Source organism: Glycomyces sp. TRM65418 (genome assembly GCF_019710475.1).
Classification (GTDB): Bacteria; Actinomycetota; Actinomycetes; order Mycobacteriales; family Micromonosporaceae; genus Glycomyces.
The window spans coordinates 51333-73264 of sequence record NZ_JAJFAX010000010.1; the positions used below are offsets into that span (position 1 = coordinate 51333).

The 21932-nt window shown below is 73.5% G+C and carries 17 protein-coding genes; 12 read left to right on the forward strand and 5 right to left on the reverse strand.

The annotated features are described in order from the left end of the window. Window positions 1-57 precede the first annotated feature (57 nt). Window positions 58-609: a Pycsar system effector family protein gene (locus tag K3N28_RS19530; RefSeq protein ID WP_228094435.1), complete on the forward strand. Its 552-nt coding sequence runs from the start codon at window positions 58-60 to the stop codon at window positions 607-609. A gap of 149 nt (window positions 610-758) precedes the next feature. Here the strand turns inward: K3N28_RS19530 and K3N28_RS19535 are convergent, their stop codons facing one another. Next, the gene (locus K3N28_RS19535; RefSeq protein ID WP_228094436.1) at window positions 759-1064 is read right to left on the reverse strand and encodes a hypothetical protein; all 306 of its coding nucleotides are present in this window, start codon (window positions 1062-1064) and stop codon (window positions 759-761) included. 148 nt (window positions 1065-1212) lie between these two features. On the opposite strand from K3N28_RS19535, the gene K3N28_RS19540 reads away from it, so the two are divergent. Genes K3N28_RS19540 through K3N28_RS19555 form a run of 4 tightly spaced genes read left to right on the forward strand, consistent with a single transcriptional unit; the run spans window position 1213 to window position 6169 of the window. Beyond that, window positions 1213-2889, forward strand: coding sequence for an ABC transporter ATP-binding protein (locus K3N28_RS19540; protein WP_228094437.1), 1677 nt, complete (start codon window positions 1213-1215; stop codon window positions 2887-2889). Window positions 2890-2915: 26 nt separating this feature from the next. After that, window positions 2916-4658: an ABC transporter ATP-binding protein gene (locus K3N28_RS19545; RefSeq protein ID WP_228094438.1), complete on the forward strand. Its 1743-nt coding sequence runs from the start codon at window positions 2916-2918 to the stop codon at window positions 4656-4658. Window positions 4659-4699: 41 nt separating this feature from the next. Beyond that, window positions 4700-5326, forward strand: a complete 627-nt coding sequence (locus tag K3N28_RS19550; RefSeq protein ID WP_228094439.1) for a hypothetical protein — start codon at window positions 4700-4702, stop codon at window positions 5324-5326. Between the two features lie 45 nt (window positions 5327-5371). Beyond that, on the forward strand, window positions 5372-6169 hold the full coding sequence (locus tag K3N28_RS19555) for an SDR family NAD(P)-dependent oxidoreductase (protein WP_228094440.1): 798 nt from the start codon (window positions 5372-5374) through the stop codon (window positions 6167-6169). A gap of 4 nt (window positions 6170-6173) precedes the next feature. Here the strand turns inward: K3N28_RS19555 and K3N28_RS19560 are convergent, their stop codons facing one another. Together K3N28_RS19560 and K3N28_RS19565 are read right to left on the reverse strand one after the other, a co-directional pair. Then, entirely contained in the window at window positions 6174-7376 is a 1203-nt protein-coding gene (locus K3N28_RS19560; protein ID WP_228094441.1) for a serpin family protein, read from the reverse strand. 193 nt (window positions 7377-7569) lie between these two features. Further along, window positions 7570-8505 (reverse strand): diacylglycerol kinase family protein, encoded by a 936-nt coding sequence (locus K3N28_RS19565; RefSeq protein ID WP_228094518.1) that lies wholly within the window; start codon window positions 8503-8505, stop codon window positions 7570-7572. A 346-nt stretch (window positions 8506-8851) separates the two neighbouring features. Between K3N28_RS19565 and K3N28_RS19570 the strand changes: the two genes are divergently transcribed. Both K3N28_RS19570 and K3N28_RS19575 read left to right on the forward strand, forming a co-directional pair. Next, entirely contained in the window at window positions 8852-10774 is a 1923-nt protein-coding gene (locus K3N28_RS19570) for a translation factor GTPase family protein (RefSeq protein ID WP_228094442.1), read from the forward strand. Next, entirely contained in the window at window positions 10771-11529 is a 759-nt protein-coding gene (locus tag K3N28_RS19575; protein WP_228094443.1) for a GNAT family N-acetyltransferase, read from the forward strand. Before K3N28_RS19570 ends, K3N28_RS19575 begins: the two co-directional genes overlap by 4 nt. A 168-nt stretch (window positions 11530-11697) precedes the next feature. On the opposite strand, the gene K3N28_RS19580 is transcribed toward K3N28_RS19575, so the two are convergent. Next, complete coding sequence (locus K3N28_RS19580; protein WP_228094444.1) at window positions 11698-12654, reverse strand: GlxA family transcriptional regulator; 957 nt, start codon at window positions 12652-12654, stop codon at window positions 11698-11700. 128 nt (window positions 12655-12782) lie between these two features. On the opposite strand from K3N28_RS19580, the gene K3N28_RS19585 reads away from it, so the two are divergent. From K3N28_RS19585 to K3N28_RS19605, 5 genes are all read left to right on the forward strand, one after another. Beyond that, window positions 12783-13682, forward strand: a complete 900-nt coding sequence (locus K3N28_RS19585) for an NAD-dependent epimerase/dehydratase family protein (RefSeq protein ID WP_228094445.1) — start codon at window positions 12783-12785, stop codon at window positions 13680-13682. Window positions 13683-14096: 414 nt separating this feature from the next. Then, complete coding sequence (locus tag K3N28_RS19590) at window positions 14097-15311, forward strand: FAD-binding oxidoreductase (protein WP_228094446.1); 1215 nt, start codon at window positions 14097-14099, stop codon at window positions 15309-15311. Further along, window positions 15308-15565, forward strand: coding sequence for a (2Fe-2S)-binding protein (locus tag K3N28_RS19595; protein ID WP_255640296.1), 258 nt, complete (start codon window positions 15308-15310; stop codon window positions 15563-15565). Before K3N28_RS19590 ends, K3N28_RS19595 begins: the two co-directional genes overlap by 4 nt. Continuing rightward, window positions 15562-16965: an FAD/NAD(P)-binding oxidoreductase gene (locus K3N28_RS19600; protein ID WP_228094447.1), complete on the forward strand. Its 1404-nt coding sequence runs from the start codon at window positions 15562-15564 to the stop codon at window positions 16963-16965. The genes K3N28_RS19595 and K3N28_RS19600 overlap by 4 nt, the downstream gene beginning before the upstream one ends. A 517-nt stretch (window positions 16966-17482) precedes the next feature. Continuing rightward, a complete protein-coding gene (locus K3N28_RS19605; RefSeq protein ID WP_228094448.1) occupies window positions 17483-19597 on the forward strand; it encodes a beta-galactosidase in 2115 nt (704 codons plus the stop codon). A 53-nt stretch (window positions 19598-19650) separates the two neighbouring features. Here K3N28_RS19605 and K3N28_RS19610 read toward each other — a convergent pair whose 3' ends face one another. After that, window positions 19651-21882, reverse strand: coding sequence for an ATP-binding cassette domain-containing protein (locus tag K3N28_RS19610; RefSeq protein WP_374209839.1), 2232 nt, complete (start codon window positions 21880-21882; stop codon window positions 19651-19653). Window positions 21883-21932: the final 50 nt, after the last annotated feature.

Consider the following 21932-nt stretch of genomic DNA (forward strand, 5'->3'; position numbering starts at 1 on the left):
CGGTGTTCACGCCGTCGATGCGGGCACCGCTCCGTTCCCGATCGCGCGGAGGTTGATGTGACCGACTCAGATGCCGAGCACGGCTCGACGGCGGTGCCGCCGGAGCCCGACCAGGCTTGGAAGATACTGCTGCTGGTCAACGACTGGGTGCGCCATGCCGAGACCAAACTCGCCGCCACGCTCGCGGCGGCCGGCATCAGCGGCGGCGTGCTGTTCAATCTGGTGACCGATCAGCACGAGACCAGCCTCGCGTTCAATCTCGCCGCGGTCATTTGCTGCACCGCGGTCATCCTCGCCGGCGTCTCCGCGATCGTCGGCCTGTATCCCGTGCTCGCCGTCCGCCGTCGGGGCCCTGACGACACCGCCAGCCTGATCTACTTTCACGACATCGAACACCGGTATCGGAACGACTACCCCGCTTTCCGGACGGCGCTTCACACTCTCACGACCGATGCGGATCTGCTCACAGATCACCTGAGCCGGCAGATCCACGCCAACGCCGCAGTCGCCGATCGCAAGTTCCGATGGGCGAACCTCGCCATCCGTACGCTGCTCATCGACCTGCTGGCGCTCGGCGCCCTGACATTGATCATCGCCTTGGGCCTTTGAACAGGCCCTGTCGAACCTGTGGCCGGTGATCCGGTCGCGGCCCGCTCGGGAAGGCGATCGGGCGGACGCAGGAAGCGGTCCGCGCCGGATCCGGCGCGGACCGCTTCCGGTCGTTTCCGGAAGCTAGGTCGTGGCGGGCAAGGCTGCGGTCAGTCGCGCCAGCGGCGGCGGCCGACCCCCGAGAGGATTCCGCCGATCGCCAGGTAGATCAGGGCCGCGATGCCGTAGTTGACGACGGCGCGGACCTTCGGGTCCTCGATCTGCGTGAACATGTCCTTGAACAGCCACGCGAACCAGTTGGCGCAGTCCGCGATGAAGTTCACCAGCGGGTTGCCCGGGTTGGCCTCGAGCAGGATGAACGCGAGGTGCAGCAGGATGATCAGGGCGATCAGTCCGAAGACCGCCGAGATGATGTGCACGATGACGGGGTTGTGACGGGTGGCGACGTAAGGCATGACGATTCCATTCGCTTCGATTATCTGTCGCGCTTGGACAGCGGAGTATCCCGTTGAGGTGCGGCGCAAACAAGTTGCGTCGAAGCGTCGGATAGACGACCGTTTATGCGCTTTCCGGAATACCGGTCGGCCGGTAAGCTTGGATCCCATGCCTTCCCGACCTCGGCCGCTCCGACCGAAGCGGCCGATCACCCCGCTGCGGCTCCTCGTCGGCCTCGCCCGGCCCCACAAGGGCCGCATCGCGCTCGGCGCGCTCTTCTACCTCCTCGCCGGCTCGGCATCGATGGCGCAACTGTGGATGATCGGCCGGATCGTGGACGAGGGCTTCATCGCCCGCGACGGTTCCGGCCTCGTGTTCTGGTTGTCGCTCACCGCACTCGCCGTGATCGCGCAGCCCGTCTTCTGGTCGCTGGGCTTCCGGCAGTTCGTCGGCGCCGAGGCGGCCGGCCAGCGCGCGATCGTGCGGCGCCTCACCGACCACCTCAACGCCGCCGGAACCGGCGTGCGCGGACGCGTCCCGGCCGGCGAGCTGGTGAACCTGCCCAGTGAGGACACTCGCAGGGCCGCCCGCTCGATCGCCGACGTCGGGTTCTTCTTCAACAACTTCGCGATGTTCACCGTCGGCTCGGCGCTGGTGTGGTCGATCCACCCGCTGTTGGGCGTCGTGATCATCGCGGGGAGCGCCGTCACCTCGGTCGTCACCGGCCCGCTGCTGGGCCGCCTGCAGCGCCGCCAGTCCGACTACCGGGAGATGATCGGCGACCTGACCGCGCACGCGGCCGACATCGTCGGCGGGCTGCGGGTCCTGCGCGGCATCGGCGGGGACGTCCTGTTCGCCGAGCGGTACCGGGAGCGCTCGTCGGCCCTGCGGGACAAGGGGTACCGCGTCGCCAACTCGAGTTCGTGGATCCACGCGATGCGGCACTCGATGCCGATCGTGTTCGTCGCCGCGATCACCTGGACCGGTGCCATCCTGGCCGCCGACGGCGCGATCACCATCGGCGGGCTCGCCTCGGCGTTCAGCTTCGCGACGGTGTTCATCGCCGTCTCGGGCAACTTCATCGGGCTCGCGCACTTCCTGGTGGCCGCCTGGGTGGCCGCCGGGCGCATCGCCGGGTTCCTGCACGTCGGCCCCGACGTGGACGACAGCGGGACGGTGCGCGGTGGCGGCGGCGAACTCCGCGATCCCGAATCGGGCCTGACCGTCCCGGTCGGCGGCCTCACCGCGGTGGTCACCGCGGAGACCGCTCCGGCGCTGGAGGCGTGCGAGCGGCTGGCCCGCTACCGCGATTCCGAGGCGGTCTGGGGGGCGAGGCCGCTGGAGGCGTACGCGCTCGCGGAGGTGCGCGAGCGGATCATGCTCCTGACCGACGAGGACTACCTGTTCGCGGGCACGCTCGCCGAGACCCTGCGGGCCGACCGGAACCGGGCGCTCGCGGCGATCGAGACCGCCTGCGCCGCCGACGTGTACAGCGGCCTCGGCGGTTCCCTGGACGGCCGGGTCGCCGAGGGCGGGCAGAACCTCTCGGGCGGTCAACGCCAGCGCCTGCGCCTGGCTCGCGCGATCGCGGCCGAACCGGAGATCCTGCTGGCGGTGGAGCCGACCTCGGCCGTGGACGCGCACACCGAGTCACTGGTGGCCCGGCGGGTGGCCGCGGCCCGCGCCGGTAAATCCACAGTGGTCGTCGCCGCTTCGCCGATGTGGCTGGCCCGGGCCGACCGGGTGGTGTGGATGGTCGAGGGCAAGGTCCACGCCGTCGGGTCCCACGCCGAGCTGCTGGACGACCCGGCCTATCGCCGTCTCGCCTCGCACCGGGCCGACTGATGACCGCTTCGACCGAAGGAGACCGCATGGGCGCCGACGTCGCGACCGCCGCGCGCCTGCCGATCGCCGACGCTCGCCAGGTGCGGCGGGCCTTCATGCGGCTGCTCGCCGCCGACCGGGGCCGGGCGATCCAGGTCCTCGTCCTCTACACGCTCGCGGCCGGATGCACCGTCGCGGTCCCGATGCTCCTGGGCCGGGTCGTCGACGGGATCGGCGCGGGTTGGAGCATCGAACGCATCAACCTGGTGTGCGGCCTCATCGTCGCGGCCGTGGCCGTGCAGTTCGTGCTCAGCCGCCTGGGACGGCGCGCGGGCTACCGCTTCGGCGAGCGCGCCGCCGCGCGGCTGCGCGAGGGCGTCGTCACGAAAGTGCTCGGGCTGCCGCTCGGCCGGGTCGAGCAGGCCGGACGGGGCGACCTCGGCACCCGGACCGCCGCCGACGTGAACACCGTCGCGGATCTGCTGCGGGACAACGGACCGACGGTGGCGACCGCGCTCATCGAGGTGGTGGTGCTGTACGTCGCCACGTTCCTCATCGATCCACTGCTGGGCCTGTGCGCCCTGGTGACGGTGCCGCCGCTGCTGCTGGCGGCCCGCCGGTACCTGCGCCGGGCGAGCGGGGCGTTCCTGGCGCAGCGCGCGGCCATGAGCGAGGCCGCCGAGACCCTGTCGGCATCGGGCGCGGGAGCCCGGACGGTGGCGGCGCTCCGACTCCAGCAGGAGCGGCGCGAGGCCGGCCACGCCCGCGCCGAGACCATGTACCGGCGGTTCATGCGGGTGCTGCGCTTGCAGATCGAGTTCTTCCTGGTGCTGTTGTGGCTCAACCGGTTCCAGTTGGTCATCGTGGTCGCCGCCGCCGGGCTCTGGTACTTCCAGGGCGGGCTGAGCCTGGGCACGGCGGTCGCGGCGATCACCGTGACCGTCCGGATCGCCAACCCGACCAACGCGGTCATGGTGCAGCTCAACGAATTCCAGCAAGGCGCGGCCTCCCTCGCGCGCATCGAGGGCGTGAACCTCATCCACGTGGAGCCGCGGACGGCGGTGCCGGAGGGGAACGACCTGCGCCTGGACGCGGTGACGTTCGGCTACGGCGACGGCCCCGACGTGCTGCACGGGCTGAGCCTCCACCCGCGCCCGGGCGAGCGGCTGGTCGTCGTGGGCCCCTCCGGGGCCGGGAAGTCGACGATCGCGCGGCTGCTCGCGGGGATCGACCGGCCGCGCACCGGGACGGCCACGCTGGGCGGCGTCCCGGTGGGCGACATCGCGGTCGAGGAGCTGCGCCGCCGGGTCGTCCTGGTGACCCAGGAGCATTACGTGTTCACCGCGACCCTGCGCGAGAACCTCGTGCTCGCCGCACCGGACGCGGACGACGACCGGCTCGTCGAGGGCCTGCGGCGCGTCGACGCCGGATGGGCCGTCGCGGCCGGGCTCGACACGATGCTCGGCCCGGAGCACCGGCCGCTGAGCACCGCCGAGGCGCAGCAGATCGCGCTCGCCCGCGTCGTCATCGCCGACCCCGCGATCGTGATCCTCGACGAGGCCACGGCCGGGATCGACCCGGCCAGCGCGGGCAATGTGGAGGCGGCCCTGGCGGCGGCCCTCGCGGGCCGCACGGTCATCGCGATCGCCCACCAGTTGCAGGCGGCCCGCTCGGCCGACCGGATCGCGGTGGTCGAGCGCGGGCGGATCGTCGAGGACGGCACGCACGAGGAGCTGCTGGCGGCGGGCGGCGTGTACGGGGGGCTTTGGCATGCGTGGCAGGGCGACTGATTCGGGTTGCCCGGCGCCCTCCGGGCGGTTATGGTCCGATCATGGCGAGAACCCCCGTGACCGGAACCGACGTCGAACGGGCCGTGGCCCTCACCGCGGAGACGTTGCGCACGGCTCCGGCCGAGGCGTGGAACGCGCAGGCCGGGCCGATGGACTGCGACTGCTGGGAGGCCTTGGACCATCTGAACAACGGCCTGTTCTCCTATGCGCTGCGGCTGGCCCCGCCGGTGCCGTATGTCGAGGGCCGGCCGACGATCCTGTGGCACCGCCCCGGAGCGCATCCGTTCCCGATCACCACCGACCGGGAGGCGGGCCCGGAGGCCCGGATCGAGGCGCTGCTCATGATGGGCGGCCTGGTCGCCGCCGTGGTCGACACCCGGCCCCCCGCCGCGCGGGCCTGGCACATCTGGGGCGTCGGCGACCCCGAGGGCTTCGCGGCGATGGGGGTGGTCGAGACGCTCGCGCACGCCTTCGACCTCGCGCAAGGGCTCGGGGTGCCGTTCGAGCCGCCCGCGGACCTGGTGGCCCCGGCGCTGGCGCGCCTGTTCCCGGAGGCGCCGACCGACACCGACCCGTGGCGAACCCTGCTGTGGGCGACGGGCAGAGGCGGGCTCGAAGGGCACGAGCGGCGGGGCCCGGACTGGGCCTGGCACTCGGCGCCGCTCTAGGCGCCTCCGTCGCACCTGCACCGCCGGCGGTAAGGAGCATTTCTGGTGGATGAAGACCACGGCGTCGTCGTCGTGACCGGCGGCGGACAGGGCGTGGGCCGAGCGATCGCCGAACGCCTGCTCGCCGACGGCGCACGGGTGGTGGTCGTCGAGCTCTGCGAGGGGGCCGCCTCCTGGACGGGCCCGGCCCTCGAGTCGGACCGGGCCCGCGTCGTCGTGGGCGACGCGGGCCGTGACGAGGTCGCGGCCCGGGCTGCGGGGGCGGCCGCGGAGCTCGGGACGCTCACCGGCTGGGTCAACAACGCGGCGGTCTTCCGCGACGCGTGGCTGCACGAGGCCGGCGGCGAGGCGGTCGCCGACCTGATCGGGGCGAACCTGCGGCCGTGCCTGACCGGTTCGGCCGCCGCCGTCAGGTCGTTCCGCGCCTCGGGCACCGCGGGCGCGATCGTCAACGTCTCGTCGCATCAGGCGCGGCGCGCCGTCAGCGGGGCGCTGCCCTATGCCACCGCGAAGGCGGCCGTCGAAGGGCTCACCAGGGCGCTCGCGGTCGACTACGGCCCGTGGGGCGTCCGCGTCAACGCGGTCGCCCTCGGGTCGATCCGCACCGAGCGCATGGACGCCCTGCTGGCCGAGGGCGCCGAAGCCGATCGCACGGCCTTCGCCCGCACCATGCGCGGCCTGCATCCGCTGGGCAGAGCGGGCCGCGCCGAGGAGGCGGCCGACGTCGTGGCCTACCTCCTGTCGGATCAGGCGTCCTTCGTGTCCGGCGCGGTGGTCCCGGTCGACGGGGGCCGTGCCGCGCAGGGCCCGGATCCGGAGGCGCGCCGCCTCGAACCGGGGTGACCGCTCAGGCCGCGCGTTCGGGCTCGGCGACCCAGCCGGCGATGAGGACGAGCCCGGAGGGCCGGTGCCGGGCGAGGTAGGCGAAGGGCCGGTCGAACCGGACCGAGGCTTTCACGTGGCGGTGCTGGGGCTTGGAGAAGGAGGCGGCACGGGTCATCGCGAGCGCGGTGACGGCGGCGGCCTCGAAACCGGTGGCGCTGAAGACCGCCGTGGCCGACTGCTTCGCCTGGCTCACGAAGACCGGTTCGGCCGCGAGGCGGTCGAACTGGGCCCGGTCCGGGTCGGAGGCGAGGAGCAGGCCGAGCTGCCGGGCGCTCTCGGACAGGTCCAGGTCGGACTCGAGGTGGAAGCGCACCGTCTCGACGTCGATCTCGGGGCCGGTCTGTCGTCGCGTCCCCATGTATTCGACGACTTCGACGCCGACGGCCCGCTCCCCTACGGCCAGGTCGGTCGCCGAGCGGCCCCAGGCGGGATCGCTCGCGGCGCCGAGCAGCAGGTCCGTGACGCGATGCGGGGTGAGATCCTCGCGTCCGAGCGCCAGGAGCACGTCGATGTCGCCGTCGCCTGGAACCGTGAGGACCGACGCGTCGTCGGTGACGCGCAGCAGATCGTCGTGAAGCGTGGCGGTGAGCGCGTGGCACCGGCCGAGGCGGGACCAGGTTCCCGGCATGAGGGCGGGGCGTTCCTGGAACGGCGTGGCCCAGGTCGTGCGGACCGAGAGGGCGCTGGCCAGCACGAGGTCGATCCGCTGCGAGAAGTCGAGGGGCATCCGCTCGATGAGGCCCTGGGTGCTGCGCGAGACCCATGCGTCGAGGGCGGCCTTGTCGGCGGGCGCGTCGCCGGTGAGCGAACCGATCGCGTCGACGGGAAGGCCCTCGACCCACTCGGGGTCGAGGGTGATGCGGGATCCGGCCCAGACGCCGAAGGCGAGGCGGAGCGCCGGGGAGGCCTCCACCGCGCGGAGGAGGGCCTCGGGGATCGCGGCGGCCCGCTCGGGGGTCAGCCGCGCGGCGGTCAGCAGTTCGTTCCGGGTCGCGCCGATCGCGCCGGTGGCGAGGACGCCCAGGAGCGGCCAGATGCCGAGTCCGGAAGCGGCCGCGGGGATCTCCGAGCGGTGCTCGAACCAGCGCCGAGTGAGTTCGTTCGCGGCCGCGACCTCATCGGCCGTCAGCGCCTGCTGCAGTGCCTTCGTCTCATCGGTGCTCATCCCCCGCATGCTAGCGCGCGGCGGCGGGGGCGCGGGGTCCACGGCTTGCAGCGGTCGCGGGCGAGGGCGGCCCACTGGGGGAACCGGAAGCCGTGCCGACCTGAAGCGGACGGCGGCCGCGGGCCGGGCGGACCGGGCCGCCGGGATCCGCCGTTCGCCCGGCGCTTCAGCTCGTGCGCGACCTGAGCGTCGGTCAGCGCACGCGGACGGCCCCGGGCTGGACCTCGATCGAGAAGCCCGTCGTCTCGCCGAGGTCTTCGCCGTCGATCTCCAGGACGCGCGGCTCCGACAGCGCGACCCTCAGGTGGCGCGCCCTCGCGTGCGCGGCCGTGTCGGCGCTCTGCGCGCTGCCCTCGCGTCGCAGGAGCCGCCGGATGCCGTTGTCCCACACGAACGACCGGAGCGTGTCGAGCCATTCGCCGATGCTGTCCGCGCTCAACAGGAGCAGATCGAGTTCGCCGTCGGAGAGGTCCGCGTCGGGCAGGAGCGAGATGCCGCCCTGGAGGGTCCCGCAGTTGCCGACCAGGAGGGTGTGTCCGGCGGTCCGTTCGGTCGCCTCGCCGTCGATGCCGAGGTCGATCTCCACGATCTCGCTCGTGTCGAACGCGCGCCCGAGCGACTCCACATAGGCGAGCCATCCGACCTTGCTCTTGAGGTCCTCGTCGGTCTCGACGATCATGTGCGCGTCGATGCCGAAGCCCGCCATGACGGCGAACGCATGGCGCTGGGGCACGCCGTCGATGTCCGCCCGGACCCAGCCGAGGTCGATCGGGCGCGGCTCGCCTTCGAACGCGCGGGCGAAGGCGCCGCCGAGGTTCCCGATCGGCACGCCGAGGTTGCGGGCGAGGAGGTTGCCGGTGCCGAGCGGGACGATCGCGAGGTCGGTCGTGCCCTCGTCCTCCGCGAGCCGCTCGGCGACGGCGCGCACGGTCCCGTCGCCGCCCACCGCGACGACCACCTCGGCGCCCGCGGCCAGCGCCACGCCCGTGGCCCCCTGGCCGGGGTCGTCCACGGTCGTCTCGTACCACGAGAGCGCCGCGTCTGAGACGTCCTCGGGAAGCGCCTGTTCGAGGTCCTCCCGCGAGGTCTTCGACGGATTCCACACGATCGCGATCCGGTCGTCGACCATCACGTTCCCTTCTTCCCGTGCCGTCCTGCGACCGCCTTCGGTTCCGTGGTCGCGGGAGGTCTGCCGTCACCTGCGGTGACGCCCGCAGCGCCACTGTGCACAGGCGGCCGTTGCGCTCACCCTACTCGACGCCCGGGCGGCTCGGGTCGGTCACTGCGCATACCCCGGCTCCGGGAGGCGCGGGCCGGGCCGCGCTAATTCGGTTGCGCGGCCCGAATGGAGGGCTTAGCCTCGGGCGCATCGTCGGATGTCGACGTGCCAGTCCTCGTCTCGAAGGAGATCGCCATGCGCCAAGCCTCGGAGTGCTTCATCCGATTCCAGCCGATCTCACTCTCGAGGACTTGCAATGTCGTATCTCAACCTGGGGATTCTCGCCCATGTCGACGCCGGTAAGACCAGCCTGACCGAGCGTCTGCTCTTCGACGCGGGCATCATCGACCGCGTCGGCAGCGTCGACTCCGGGAGCACGCAGACCGACTCCATGGACCTGGAGCGCCGCCGCGGGATCACCATCCAGTCGGCGGTGGTCGCGTTCCAGCTCGACGGCCTCACCGTCAACCTCATCGACACGCCCGGGCACACCGACTTCATCGCCGAGGTGGAGCGGGCGCTGCGGGTGCTCGACGGTGCGGTCCTGGTGGTCTCCGCCGTGGAGGGCGTCCAGGCCCAGACGCGCGTGCTGTTCCGCACCTTGGAGCGGCTCGGGGTGCCGACACTCCTCTTCGTCAACAAAGTGGACCGGCGCGGCGCCCGCGAGGCGGACCTCTTGGAGGACATGGCCTCCCTGCTCAGCCCGCGGCTGCTGCCGATGAGCACGGTGCGCGACATCGGCTCGCGCGAGGCCGCGGTGCGGCCGTTCGGCTTCGGCGAGCGGGCGTTCCGGGAACAGGCGGTCGAGATGCTCACCGAGGGCTCCGACGAGTTCCTCGCCGCGTACCTGGAGGACCCCGACTCGCTCGACTGCGAGGCCGAGCTGGCCGCGCAGGTGCGTTCGGGCGCGGCGCACCCGGTCTACTTCGGGTCCGCCGTCACCGGCGCGGGCGTGGCGGCCCTGACCGAGGGCATCCGCCGATACCTGCCGGTGCCGCGACGCGACGCCGAGGGCGAGCCGGTCGGGACGGTGTTCAAGGTGGAGCACGGCCAGGCGGGCCAGAAGGTGGCGTACATCCGCCTGCACCGCGGCCGGATCGCGCCGCGCGAGCAGCTCACGTCGTTCCGCCGCACCGACGGCGCCGTGGAGTCGTTCGACGGCAAGGTGACCGCGGTCGAGGTCTTCGCGACCGGCACGACCACGGCGCCCGCCGTCGCGGAACCGGGCAGCATCGCGAAGGTCAAGGGCCTCACGGAGGTCCGCATCGGCGACGCGATCGGCTCGGAGGAGGCGCTGGCGGGCGGCGGGTTCTTCACGCCGCCGACGCTGGAGACGGTGGTGCGTCCGGCGCAGCCGCGCGACCGCATCCGGCTCAACCGGGCGCTGCTGAGCCTGGCCGAACGGGACCCGCTGGTGGACCCGCATCTGGACGAGCTGTCCGAGGAGATGGCGGTGCGGCTCTACGGCGAGGTGCAGAAGGAGGTCGTGGCCTCGCTCCTCGCCGAGGAGTTCGGCATCGAGGTCGAGTTCGAGGAGACGCGGGCGATCCACGTCGAGCGGCCGATCCGGGAGGCGGCCGCACTGCACGAGATGGGGCCGTGGCAGCAGACCCCGCACCTCGCGACGGTGGGTCTCAGGCTGGAGCCGGGCGAGCCGGGCTCGGGTCTGCGGTACGAGCTGGAGGTCGAGCGCGGCTCGCTGACGCGGGCGCTGCGCAACGCGGTCGAGGAGACCGTCCACAGGGTCCTGAAGCGGGGCCTGTACGGCTGGGCGGTGACCGACTGCCGCGTCGCGCTGACCGCGACCGGCTACATCGGCAAGGCGAGCACGGCGAACGACTTCCGGGAGGTCACCGCGTTCCTGCTGGACGGGATGCTCAAGGAGTCGGGGCCCGCGGTCTGCGAGCCCGTCAACCGCTTCGACGTGGAGTTCCCGGCCGGGACGGGCAACGCCGTCTTGAAGGCGCTCGGCGAGGGACGGGCGGACATCAAGGGCCAGTTCTCGACCGAGACCACCGGCTACGTCTCGGGGTTCATGCCGACCGAGGCGGTCCACGGTTTCGAGCGCCGGCTGCCGGGTCTCACGGAGGGCCTGGCGATCTTCACGACCGAGTTCGCCGAGTACCGCCCGGTCTACGGCACCCCGCCTCGGCGCGGTTCGGCAGAGGAGCAGCGATGACGTTGCAGGTCAACCGCATCAACGGCCGGTGGGAGGCGCGGGAGGCGGGGGCGCTCGCCGGGCGCGCGGACTGCTGGGTGCGGCCCGACGGGAAGCGCTTCGCGCACTTCGGATCGGACGATGCGGCGGTGATCGCGGCGCTCGGCGCGGCGATCACCGCCGAGCACGGCCGGCCGCTGCACACGACCGCCGACGCCGACGACCGCGCCTCGCTGCTGCGGTTCGGCGAGGCCGGTTTCGTGGGCGAGCGGTACGAGCACCGGTGGACGCTGCCGGTGGACGTCGCTGCCGACTGGGACGACGAGGCGCTCGCGCCGTTCGAGGTCGGTTCGCCGGAGACGTTCGGCCCCGAGCAGGTGCAGCGGCTCGACGAACGGTTGCGGGCCGACGTCCCGGGCCTGCGGGGCTGGCGGTGGACGGCCGAGGCGTGGGCGGCCGAGCACGGCACGCCCGCCTATGACCCGGCCCTGTACCCGGTGGTCTGGGATCCGATGGAGCGGCGGTTCGCCGCGATGGCGCGGGTCTGGTCCGATCCGGACGGCCCTCGACTGGGCCTGGTGGCCGTGGCCCGGCCGTACCGGCGGCGCGGGCTCGCGGCGGCGCTCATGGCGCGGGTCTTCCGGGAGCTGCGCGAGCGGGAGCGCACCGAGGTGGCGGCCGAGTGCGACGCGGCGAACGCGGCCTCCTGCGCGCTCATGGCGAAAGCGGGAGGAACGGTCGTGGGCGGTGAGATCGAGCTGATCCTGTGGAACTGAGTGCCGGAGCGGCCAGGCGGGGTCCGGCTGCACGAGGCGCGGGAGCGCCACTGAGCGGCGTGCGAGGCTCGACGCCGCGCGCCGGGGCGGCCGGGGTCGAGGGCGGGGCCGACCGAGGCGGGGCGAGCGCTCGGAGCCGGTCCGATGCGGCGAACCCGGGACGGACGATCATCGCGTCGACGCCGGAGCGCGGGTGAACGCGGCGCGGTAGGCGCTCGGGGTCAGCCCGAGGTGCCTGGCCATGTGCTGTCGGAGGGACTCCGCGGTGCCGAAACCGCTGCGGCGGGCGACCTGGTCGACGCTGAGATCGGTCGCTTCGAGCAGTTCGCGGGCCCGGTGCAGGCGTTGCTGCAGGAGCCACTGGAACGGGGTCGTGCCCGTCTCCGCGATGAAGCGGCGCGCGAGCGTCCGCACGCTCACGTTCGCCTCGCGGGCCAGGTCGTCCAGGGAGATCGCCCGGTCGAGCCGGCCGAGCGCCCACACGCGCGCCTCGGCGAGCGACGATCCGGTCACCGGCGGCAGCGGCGTCTCCACGAACTGCGCCTGGCCGCCTTGGCGAACCGGTGTGACGACGGCGGCGCGGGCGGCCGCGTTCGCCGCCGCCGCACCGTAGTCGCATCGGACCAGGTGCAGGCACAGGTCGATCCCGGCGGCCGAGCCCGCACCCGTGAGGATCGCCCCGTCGTCGACGAACAGCACGTTCGGGTCGACCGACACCGACGGATGCGCTTCGCGCAGTTCCTCGGCGAGCGCCCAATGGGTGGTGGCGGGGCGACCGTCGAGGAGCCCGGCCTGGGCGAGGATGAACGCGCCGCTGCAGATGGAGGCGATGCGCCTGCCGGCGGCGGCCGCCTGCCGCAGCGCCTCCAGTGTCGCCGCGTCGGCGTCGTGGCGGCGTCCGCTGGAGGGGACGATCACGGTGTCGGCCGTTTCCAGCGCCTCCAGGCCGTCGGCGATCACCAGGTCGAAGCCGCCCGAGGAGGCGATGACGCCCGGTTCGGCGGTGCAGACGGTCACTCGGTATCCGGGCCGGCCCTCGACCTGGACGTCTTCGAACAACGTGGACGGCATCGACAGGTCGAAGGGTTTGACCGGGGGGACGGCCAGGACGGCGACATCGCGCATGGCGGGATCCTTTGGAAGCATGGCGTTCAGGCCACTAGGCTACTCCCCCGTCGCCGCGCACGATTGGTCTCGCGGCCCTGCCGCAGTGCGAATCCCAACTGAGGCAAGCGAATCGAAGGAGACCAGTCATGTCCGAACGCATCGTCATCGGAGCGGGCGCCACGGGAGCGGCGACGGCGCGGCGGTTCGCCGCGAACGGCGACCGGGTCCGCGTGATCACCCGCGGCGGCGGGGGCCCCGAGGTCCCCGGCGTGGAGCGGATCGCGCTCGACGCGGCGAGGACCGACGAACTGGCGGCGGCGATGCAGGGCGCGGCGACCGTGGTGAACGCCGCGATGACGGCGTACGACACGTGGCCCGAGACCATGCCGCCGCTGTTCGACTCGATCCTGGCCGCGGCCGAGCGGGTGGGCGCGGACTACGTGATGCTCGGCAACCACTACGGCTACCGGCAGACGAGCGGGCCGGTCGGCGAGCGCACCCCGCTGGAGCCGCACACCCGCAAGGGGAAGGTCCGGGCCGAGCTCTGGCGGCGGGCCGAGGCGGCGCACGCGGCCGGGCGCCTGCGGGCCGCGGAGGTCCGGGCGGGCCAGTTCCTCGGCCCCGGCGCGGTCTCGCCCTTCACCTTCATGGTGGCGCCGAAGGTGCTCGCCGGGCAGCTGGCGCTGGTGCTCGGCAATCCCGATGCGGCGCACTCGTTCTCGTTCACGGAGGACGTGGCCGCCGCACTGGTGGCCGCCGCCGGGAGCGAGCGCGCGTGGGGGCGGGCGTGGAACGCCCCGGTCATCGTCGCCACGGTGCGGGAGGCCGCCGAGCGTCTCGCCGAACGCCACGGCGCGCCGCAGCCGCGACTGGAGCAGCTCACCGAGCGGGACCTGGCGCTGCTCGGGTTCACGGCACCGCTCTGGAACGAGTTCCCCGAGACGGCCTACATGGCCGACCGGCCGTTCATCGTGGACGACACCGACATCCGGGAGGCGCTCGGCGTCGAGGCGTCTTCGCTCGACGAGGCCGTCGCGGGCCTGTAGCGGAACGGGGCGGGCGGGTCTGCGCCCGCCCCGCAGCCGCGCCTCGGCCTTGGCCCGCCCCGCGAGCGGGGCTGTCGGCCTTCCCGCACCGGTATGGCTCACCGCCGCGGACGCACCGCGCTCGGAGGCCGAGCCCCGCCGCCCGCGTCCGCGACCTCGCGGGGCGAGACGTCCCGCCCGCCGGCACTTCGGCGGCGGCGAACCCGCACGCGGGACGGAACCGGAGGCGCTTCGCCTCGGCGTTCACACCCGCGCCCGGTGCGGGGCGCAGCCGGTCCCGGCCGCGCCCGGTTCGCCGGATCACGCGGGCGCCTCAGCGGTCGCGGCGGCGCGGCTTCCACCATGCGGGAGGCGGATCGGACCGGTCGGCTCGTCACGGTGTACGCCGGGCGGGATCGGGCATACTCTCTGATCGTGCCGAGTTCTGAGGGGCGGGTGGTTCGGATCGATGCCGCGGACGTGGTCGTGATCGGGGCCGGAATCATCGGCGCCGCGTGCGCCGAGGCGCTCAGCGCCGCCGGTCTGCGGGTGCTGGTGCTCGACCGGGGCGCCCCCGCCGGGGGGACGACCGCCGGGGGCGAGGGCAACGTGCTCGTGTCCGACAAGGCTCCCGGGCCCGAGCTGGATCTGGCCGTCGCCTCGCGGCGGCGGTGGCCCGAGCTGCTCGAGTCGCTGCGCGGCGAGCTCGGCGACGAGCTCGTGCAGGTCGAATGGGAGCCCAAGGGCGGCTTGGTGGTCGCCACCGACGAGGACGCCGTCGGGCCGCTCCGGATCCTCGCCGAGGCGCAACGCGAGGCCGGGGTCGAAGCGGTCGACACGACGGCCGAGGCGGCGCGCGCGATGGAGCCGCACCTGGCCGAGGACGTGCACGCGGCGGTCCACTACCCCGAGGACGCCCAGCTGCAGCCGGTGCTGGCGACGACGGCGCTGCTGGCGGCCGTGCGGGCGCGAGGCGGGGAGGTGCGCGGCGGAACCGAGGTGCACGGCCTGGTCCTGGATGCGGCCGGCACGGTCGGCGGGGTGCGCCTCGGCGACGGGACGGTGTCCTGCGGGGCGGTCGTCAACGCGTGCGGGCCCTGGGCCGGACATTTCAGCGTGACCGTGGGCGCGCCGATCGAGGTGCTGCCGCGGCGGGGCGCGGTCCTGGTGACCGCGCCGCTGCCGCCGGTGGTGGTGCGTCGCAAGGTCTACGCCGCCGACTACGCGGCGGCCGTGGCGACCCCCCACGTCGACCTGCAGGTGTCGGCGGTGGTCGAGTCCACCGCGACGGGCGCGGTCCTCATCGGCTCGAGCCGCCAGCGCGTCGGATTCGACGAGTCCCTGGAGGTCGAGGTGCTGCGGCGCTTGGCGCGCAGCGCGATCCGGCTGTTCCCGGTCCTGGCGGGCGTGCCCGTGATGCGGACGTACGGCGGTTTCCGGCCGTACACGCCCGACCATCTGCCGGTGATCGGCGAGGACCCTCGGTTCCCCGGCCTGTGGCACGCGTCCGGGCACGAGGGCGCGGGGATCGGGCTGGCCCCGGCGACGGGGCGGCTGGTGGCGGACCTGATGTGCGGGCGGCAGCCCGAAGTGGACCCGTTCCGCTTCCGGGTGGACCGGCCCGAGGTGATCGCGGAGGTGCGGACGTGAGAGTGCGGTTCGAGGGCGAGGAGATCGAGGTCGAGGCGGGCCAGACCGTCGCGGGGGTGCTGCTGTCCAAGGGGATCCGTTCGTGGCGGACCACGCGGGGCGCGGATCGGCCGCGGGGGCTGTTCTGCGGGATCGGGGTCTGCTTCGACTGCCTGGTGCGCGTGAACGGCGTGCCGGACGTGCGGGCGTGCCAGCGCGTGGTCGCCGACGGGGACGACATCCGGACCCAGACCGGCGTGGAGCTGCCGTCATGAGGCGCGTGGTGGTGATCGGTGCGGGGCCGGCCGGGATGGCCGCGGCGCGGGAGGCGGCGGCGCACGGCGTCGAGGTGGTGCTCATCGACGCGGCCGCGAAGCTGGGCGGGCAGTACCACCGGCAGGACGCGCTGGAGCCCGGCGACCGGTTCGGTTCGCCGGTGGCGCCGGGGAGCGCGGAGGCCGCGCTGCCGGAGGTCGAGCATGTGGCGGACGCGACCGTGTGGGCGATCGAGCCGATCGACGGCGGGCATCGCGTGCACCTGCGGATCGGCCCGGCCGACGGGCCGTCGCGGCAGGGTCGGGCGGTCGAGGCGCGGGCGATCGTGCTCGCGACGGGCGCGTACGACCGCGCGCTGCCGTTCCCGGGGTGGGATCTGCCGGGGGTCGTGACGGTGGGGGCGGCGCAGGCGCTGGCGAAGGGCCAGGGGGTCGCGGTCGGCGACCGGGTGGTCGTCGGCGGGACCGGGCCGTTCCTGCTGCCGGCGGCGGTCTCGCTCATCCGCGCGGGCGCGCGGGTCGTGGAGGTCGCCGAGGCGAACGCGGCGGTGACGGGTTGGCTCACGAGTCCGCGAGGGGCGCTCGCGGGCTGGTCGAAGAGCGGTGAGCTGGCGCGGTACGCGGCGGCGCTGGTGCGGCGGCGGGTCCCGTACCGGTCGCGCACGGCGGTCGTCGAGGCGCACGGCTCCGAGGTCGTCGAGTCGGTCACGTTGGCGCGGTTGGACGCCCGGTGGACGCCGATCCCGGGGAGCGAGCGGCGGGTCCAGGCGGACGCGGTGGCGGTCGGGTTCGGGTTCACGCCGCAGTCGGAGCTCGCGTTGGCGACGCGGTGCCGCGTGTCGGACGGGTTCGTGGTCGTGGACGCGGCTCAGGGGACCACGGCTCCGGGGGTGTTCGCGGCCGGGGAGCTGACGGGCATCGGCGGGGCGGATCTCGCGGCGGCCGAAGGGGCCGTGGCCGGTGCGGCGGCGGCGAAGTACGTGGGCGCGGCGGTGGAGCCGCCGTTGCGGGCGATGGCGCGGGTCCGGTCGGGCCGGAGGTTCGCGGCCGCGCTGGCGGCGGCGTACCCGGTGCGGGCGGGCTGGCACGACTGGCTGCGGGACGACACGATCGTGTGCCGGTGCGAGGAGATCACGAAGGCGGCGCTGTTCCGGGCCGTGGACGATCGCGATGTGGGAGCGGCGCGGTCGCTCAAGCTCGTGAGCGGGGTCGGCCTCGGGCTGTGCCAGGGCCGGGTGTGCGGGCAGAACGCGGCCGAGCTGGCGGGCGTGGACGGCACCGGGTTCGCGAAGCGCCCGATCGCCTCGCCGGTGCGGCTGGCGGAGCTGGCCGAGGAGGAGCCGATCGAGTCCCCGATCGACGCGGAGGAGTCCGGGAGCCCGCTCGGCGTCGAGTACTGAGACGACCTCGCCGTTGAGCGCGGGGCCGGCGGCTGCGGGGACCTGGAGTGACGGGCCGGACGCCGGACGGGCCCGGCCGCTCGCGCCCGGATGCGGCGCGGGTGCGGCGGGAGCGTCGCGGCTCGGCTGAGCCGAGCGCCGGGTTCGCGCGACCGGCCTCCGCGCCTCGCGGTCGCTGCGGCGACCCGAGCCCCGGCGACGGGACGAGCCGAGCACCGACGGCCGCCACCACGCCGGGCGACACCGGAGAAGCGGCGGGGCGCGGGCACGGGTCGGCGATGCGCCTGCGGACGCCGTCGAGGAGATCGCGTATCGGGCGGGCGCCAGCGGCCTCGGCCGTTCCCGCGCGTTCGACGAATCCGGCCCTTGCCGCGCGAGTCGAATCCGGTCTCACCCGCCCGGCGGCCCCGGTGCCCAGTGCCTGTCACCGCTGCTTCCCGGCCGCGGCCTGGGGGTTGACAGGCGATGCCGCGCTTGCGTACGGTACGTCTGACTACGTAGTCATAAGGAGCAGCGGATGAACCACCGGCCGAACCCGATCCTGTTCGGGGCCGCGTACTACTTCGAGTACCAGCCCGGCGCCGCCGACGGCTTCGACACCGAGGCGGCCCGCGCGCGGCTGAAGACCGACCTCGACCTCATGGCCGAGGCGGGCTTCTCGGTGATCCGCGTCGGCGAGTCCGTCTGGAGCACCTGGGAACCGGAGAACGGCCGCTTCGACCTGGAATGGCTCCGGCCGGTGCTCGACGGCGCGCACGAACGCGGCATCGCCGTCGTCCTCGGCACCCCCACCTACGCCGTACCGCCATGGCTCGCCCGCCTCTACCCCGAGATCGCCGGCGAGCACCGCACCGGGCAGCGCTTCGGCTGGGGCGCACGCCAGGAGGTCGACTTCACGCACCCGGCCTTCAAGTTCCACGCCGAGCGGATCATCCGCACGATCCTGGCCCGCTACGCCGAGCACCCGGCGGTCATCGGCTTCCAGGTCGACAACGAGCCCGGCCTGCACGCCTTCCACAACGAAGGCGTCTTCCAGCAGTTCGCGGACCGCCTCCGGCACCGGTACGGCGACGTCGAGACCCTCAACCGCGAATGGGGCCTGGTCTACTGGTCCCACCGGCTCTCGACCTGGGCCGACCTGTGGCGGCCCGACGGGAACGCGCAGCCGCAGTACGCGCTCGCGTGGCGCCGCTTCCAGGCCGAGCTGACCACCGAGTTCATCGCCTGGCAGGCCGGCATCGCCCGCGAGTACGCACGCGAGGACCAGTTCGTGACCACGTGCATCTCCTACTCCCGCCAGGGGATCGACGACCCCTCGCTCACCGAGCGGCTCGACGTGACCGCCGGGAACCCGTACTACCGGATGCAGGACGGCCTCGCGCTGCCGCCCGCGGACGAGGGCGACGCGATCACGTGGAACACCGAGGGGACCTGGGCGCTCTACCACTCGGCCGACCGCATGTACTCCTCCAAGCAGGCGCCGTTCCTGGTCACCGAGACGAACGCGCAGGCCATCGGCGAGCCGTGGCGCAACGAGCCGGCCTACGAAGGGCAGTGGCGGCAGGCCGCATGGGCGCTGATCTCGCGCGGCGCGTCGATGATCGAGTACTGGCAGTGGCACACCCTCCACTTCGGCGCCGAGACGTACTGGGGCGGGGTCCTCCCCCACAGCCTCCGGCCGGGCCGGGTCTACCGCGAGCTGGCGCGGATCGGCGCGGAGCTGCGCCGAGCCGGCGCGGCCCTCGACGGTCTGGTGCCGGGGGCCGACGCGGCGATCCTGTACTCGAAGCGGAGCGAATGGGCGCTGGCGGCGCAGCCGCAGATCGCGAAGGACGACGGCGGAGCCGACCCGCGCTCGTTCGAGTCGATCCTCGGCCCGTTCTACCGGGGCGCGTTCGACGCCGGACTCCAGACACGCATCCTCCACACCGGACAGATGGGCGATCCGGTCGCCGCGGCGGCCGAGTACCCGGTGCTGGTGGCCGCGGGCCTGTATGCGGAGGACGACGACCTGCTCGACCGGCTCGCCGCCTACGCGGCCGCGGGCGGGCACCTGGTCGTGGGGCCGCGCACCGGGTACGGCGACGAAGAGGCCCGGGCGCGCCTGGAGGTCAAGCCCGCGCGGCTCCACGAGGCCGCCGGAGTCTGGTACGAGGAGTTCGCGAACCTCACCGGCGAGGTCGCGGTGCGGTCTGCGGACGGTTCGCCGCTGGCGCTGGACGCCGATGCGGCGGCCGTGAAGTGGGCCGACGGCCTGTACGTGGAAGGCGCGCAGGCCCTGGCCGAGTACGCGCACCCGCATTACGGCCGGTTCGCGGCGGCGTCCACGAAGGAGCACGGCGAGGGCCGGGTCACCTATGTGGGGACGATTCCCAACGCGGCCTTCGGGAAGGCGCTCTTCGAGTGGATCGCCCCGGCGGACGCGTGGCGGCCGGCCCACCCGAGCCTCACGGTGACGAGCGGTGTGACGGGCGAGGGCGAGACCGCCCGCTTCGTGCACAACTGGTCCTGGGAGGCGACGGAGTTCGCGCTGCCCGCGGCGGCCCGCGACCTCCTGGACGACACCCGGTACGAGCCGGGCGAGGCCCTGCGGCTGGGCCCGTGGGACGTGAAGGTCCTGATCGAGTCCTGAACGGGGGGAGCCGTGCGCCGATCGCCTCGGGGCGGTCGGCGCACGGCTCGAGTTCAGCCGGCCTGGAGCGCCCGTGCGGTGGCGGTGCCCTCGATCCCCGTGACGGGCCCTTCGTAGAGCACGCGACCGCCGTGCCTGCCGGCGCCGGGGCCGAGGTCGACCACCCAGTCGGCGCGGCGGATCACGTCGAGGTTGTGCTCGATGACGACCACGGTGTGCCCGTGCTCGACCAGCTGGTCGAGCACCGCCACCAGCGTGTCGATGTCGCGCAGGTGCAGGCCGGTGGTCGGTTCGTCGAAGACGTACAGCGACGGCTCGGTCGCCTCCCGCAGCTCCTTCGCGATCTTGACCCGCTGGCACTCCCCGCCCGACAGCGTGCTGAGCGGCTGGCCGAGACGCAGGTAGCCGAGGCCGACGCGGTCGAGGCCGTGCAGCGCCTTCCGGATGGCGGGGTCCGGCAGCCGGTGGATCGCCTCGGCGATGGTCAGGTCGTCCACGTCGGCGATGGTGAGGCCCTCGACCCGGTGCCGCAGCGCCGCCTCGGTGAACCGGCGCCCTTCGCAGGTGGGGCACACGGTCTCCTGGCCGTCCATGAACGCCAGGTCGGTGTAGCGCACGCCGAGACCGCCGCAGTCGGGGCAGCCGCCTTCGGAGTTGGCGCTGAAGTACTTGGCGGGCAGGCCGCTCGCCTTCGCGAAGAGCTTGCGGACCGGCGCGGCGATCCCGGTGTAGGTGATCGGCGTCGAGCGGCGGCTCCTGCCGATCGGCCGCTGGTCGACCACGATCGCGCCGTGCTGGTCCACCAGTTCGGCGGCCAGGCTCGACTTGCCCGAACCGGCCACGCCGGTGAACACGGTGAGCACGCCGGTCGGGAGGTCGACCGTGACCTGCTGCAGGTTGTTGCGGGAGGCGTCCTTCACGGTGACCGTGCCCGCGCCCTTCCGCGGGGCGGTGTTGGTCGGCGCCCGCTCGGTCAGGGCGCGCGCGGTCGGCGTGTCCGCTTGCCGCAAGCGGTCGAACGGCCCCTGGAACACCGCGCGTCCGCCCTCGGCGCCCGCTCCGGGCCCGATTTCGACGATCTGGTCGGCGACCGCCATCACGGCGGGGTCGTGCTCGACCACGAGGACGGTGTTCCCCTTGTCGCGCAGGCGCTTGAGGAGGTCGGTCATGGCGTCGACGTCGTGCGGGTGGAGCCCGACCGTGGGCTCGTCGAACACGTACAGCATCTCGACGAGGCTGCTGCCGAGGTGCTTGACGGTCTTCACCCGCTGCGACTCACCGCCCGAGAGGGTGGTGGTCGCACGGCCGAGGTGCAGGTAGCCCAGGCCGATCTCGGTCATCGCCCGCAGCCGTTCCACGAGGGCCTCCACGACGGGCGCCACCTCGGGCTCGCGCACGGCCGCTATGTGCTCGGCGAGTTCGGTGATCTCCAGGCGCGCCATCTCGCCGATGGTGCGGCCCTGGAGGCGGACGGCGCGGGCCTCGGCGTTGAGGCGGTCGCCCTCGCACTCCGGGCAGGGGCCCGAACGCGTGAACCGGGCGATGGCCTCCTGCTTGCGGTCGGAGAGGTCGTCCGAGGTGCGCAGGTAGATCCGCTCGAACCGCTCGACGAGGCCCTCGTAGTCGGCGGGCGGCTTCGTGCCGAGCCGGGCGGCCTCATCGCCGCCGTAGAGCAGCGCCCGGCGCTCGCTCGCCGTCCAGTCCTTGAGCGGGGTGTCGACCGAGAACGCGCCGATGTCGGCGTATTTGCCGTACCAGTACCCGCCGTCGCCGAAGCCCGGCAGCAGGATCGCCCCCTCGCGCAGCGACCGGTCGAGGTCGAGGAAGCGGTCGACGTCGGGCTCGACCGTTTCGCCGAGTCCCGAGCAGGTGGGGCACATGCCCGCGGGGTCGTTGAAGGAGAACCGGTTCGACTCGCCGAGGTGCGGCGTGCCGACGCGGGAGTACAGCAGCCGCAGGTAGGTCCACGTGTCGGTGATGGTGCCGACGGTGGAGCGGGCGTTGCCGCCGATGCGGCGCTGGTCGATCACGACCACGGGCGACAGCCCCGACAGCTCGTCGGCCTCGGGCCGCGTCCATTTCGGAAGCCGGTTGCGGACGAAGGGCGGGTAGGTCTCGTTGAGCTGGTGGCCGGCCTCGGCGGCGATCGTGTCGAAGACCAGCGACGACTTGCCGGACCCGGACACGCCCGCGAACACGGTCAGGCTGCCGCGCGGGACGTCGAGGTCCACCGACCGCAGGTTGTGCGACCGGGCGCCGCGGATTCGGATCATTCGTTCGTGCATCGTTCCGGCGTTCATGGCATCGGCGTTCATGGCTCTGACGCTATGCGCAG

Coding starts and splice junctions, on each gene's coding strand:
- K3N28_RS19585 (WP_228094445.1), top strand. CDS start 12,783: ATGTCCGAACGCATCGTCATCGGAGCGGGCGCCACGGGAGCGGCGACG.
- K3N28_RS19580 (WP_228094444.1), bottom strand. CDS start 12,654: ATGCGCGATGTCGCCGTCCTGGCCGTCCCCCCGGTCAAACCCTTCGAC.
- K3N28_RS19540 (WP_228094437.1), top strand. CDS start 1,213: ATGCCTTCCCGACCTCGGCCGCTCCGACCGAAGCGGCCGATCACCCCG.
- K3N28_RS19550 (WP_228094439.1), top strand. CDS start 4,700: ATGGCGAGAACCCCCGTGACCGGAACCGACGTCGAACGGGCCGTGGCC.
- K3N28_RS19565 (WP_228094518.1), bottom strand. CDS start 8,505: ATGGTCGACGACCGGATCGCGATCGTGTGGAATCCGTCGAAGACCTCG.
- K3N28_RS19545 (WP_228094438.1), top strand. CDS start 2,916: ATGGGCGCCGACGTCGCGACCGCCGCGCGCCTGCCGATCGCCGACGCT.
- K3N28_RS19575 (WP_228094443.1), top strand. CDS start 10,771: ATGACGTTGCAGGTCAACCGCATCAACGGCCGGTGGGAGGCGCGGGAG.
- K3N28_RS19570 (WP_228094442.1), top strand. CDS start 8,852: ATGTCGTATCTCAACCTGGGGATTCTCGCCCATGTCGACGCCGGTAAG.
- K3N28_RS19610 (WP_374209839.1), bottom strand. CDS start 21,882: ATGCACGAACGAATGATCCGAATCCGCGGCGCCCGGTCGCACAACCTG.
- K3N28_RS19600 (WP_228094447.1), top strand. CDS start 15,562: ATGAGGCGCGTGGTGGTGATCGGTGCGGGGCCGGCCGGGATGGCCGCG.
- K3N28_RS19560 (WP_228094441.1), bottom strand. CDS start 7,376: ATGAGCACCGATGAGACGAAGGCACTGCAGCAGGCGCTGACGGCCGAT.
- K3N28_RS19535 (WP_228094436.1), bottom strand. CDS start 1,064: ATGCCTTACGTCGCCACCCGTCACAACCCCGTCATCGTGCACATCATC.
- K3N28_RS19605 (WP_228094448.1), top strand. CDS start 17,483: ATGAACCACCGGCCGAACCCGATCCTGTTCGGGGCCGCGTACTACTTC.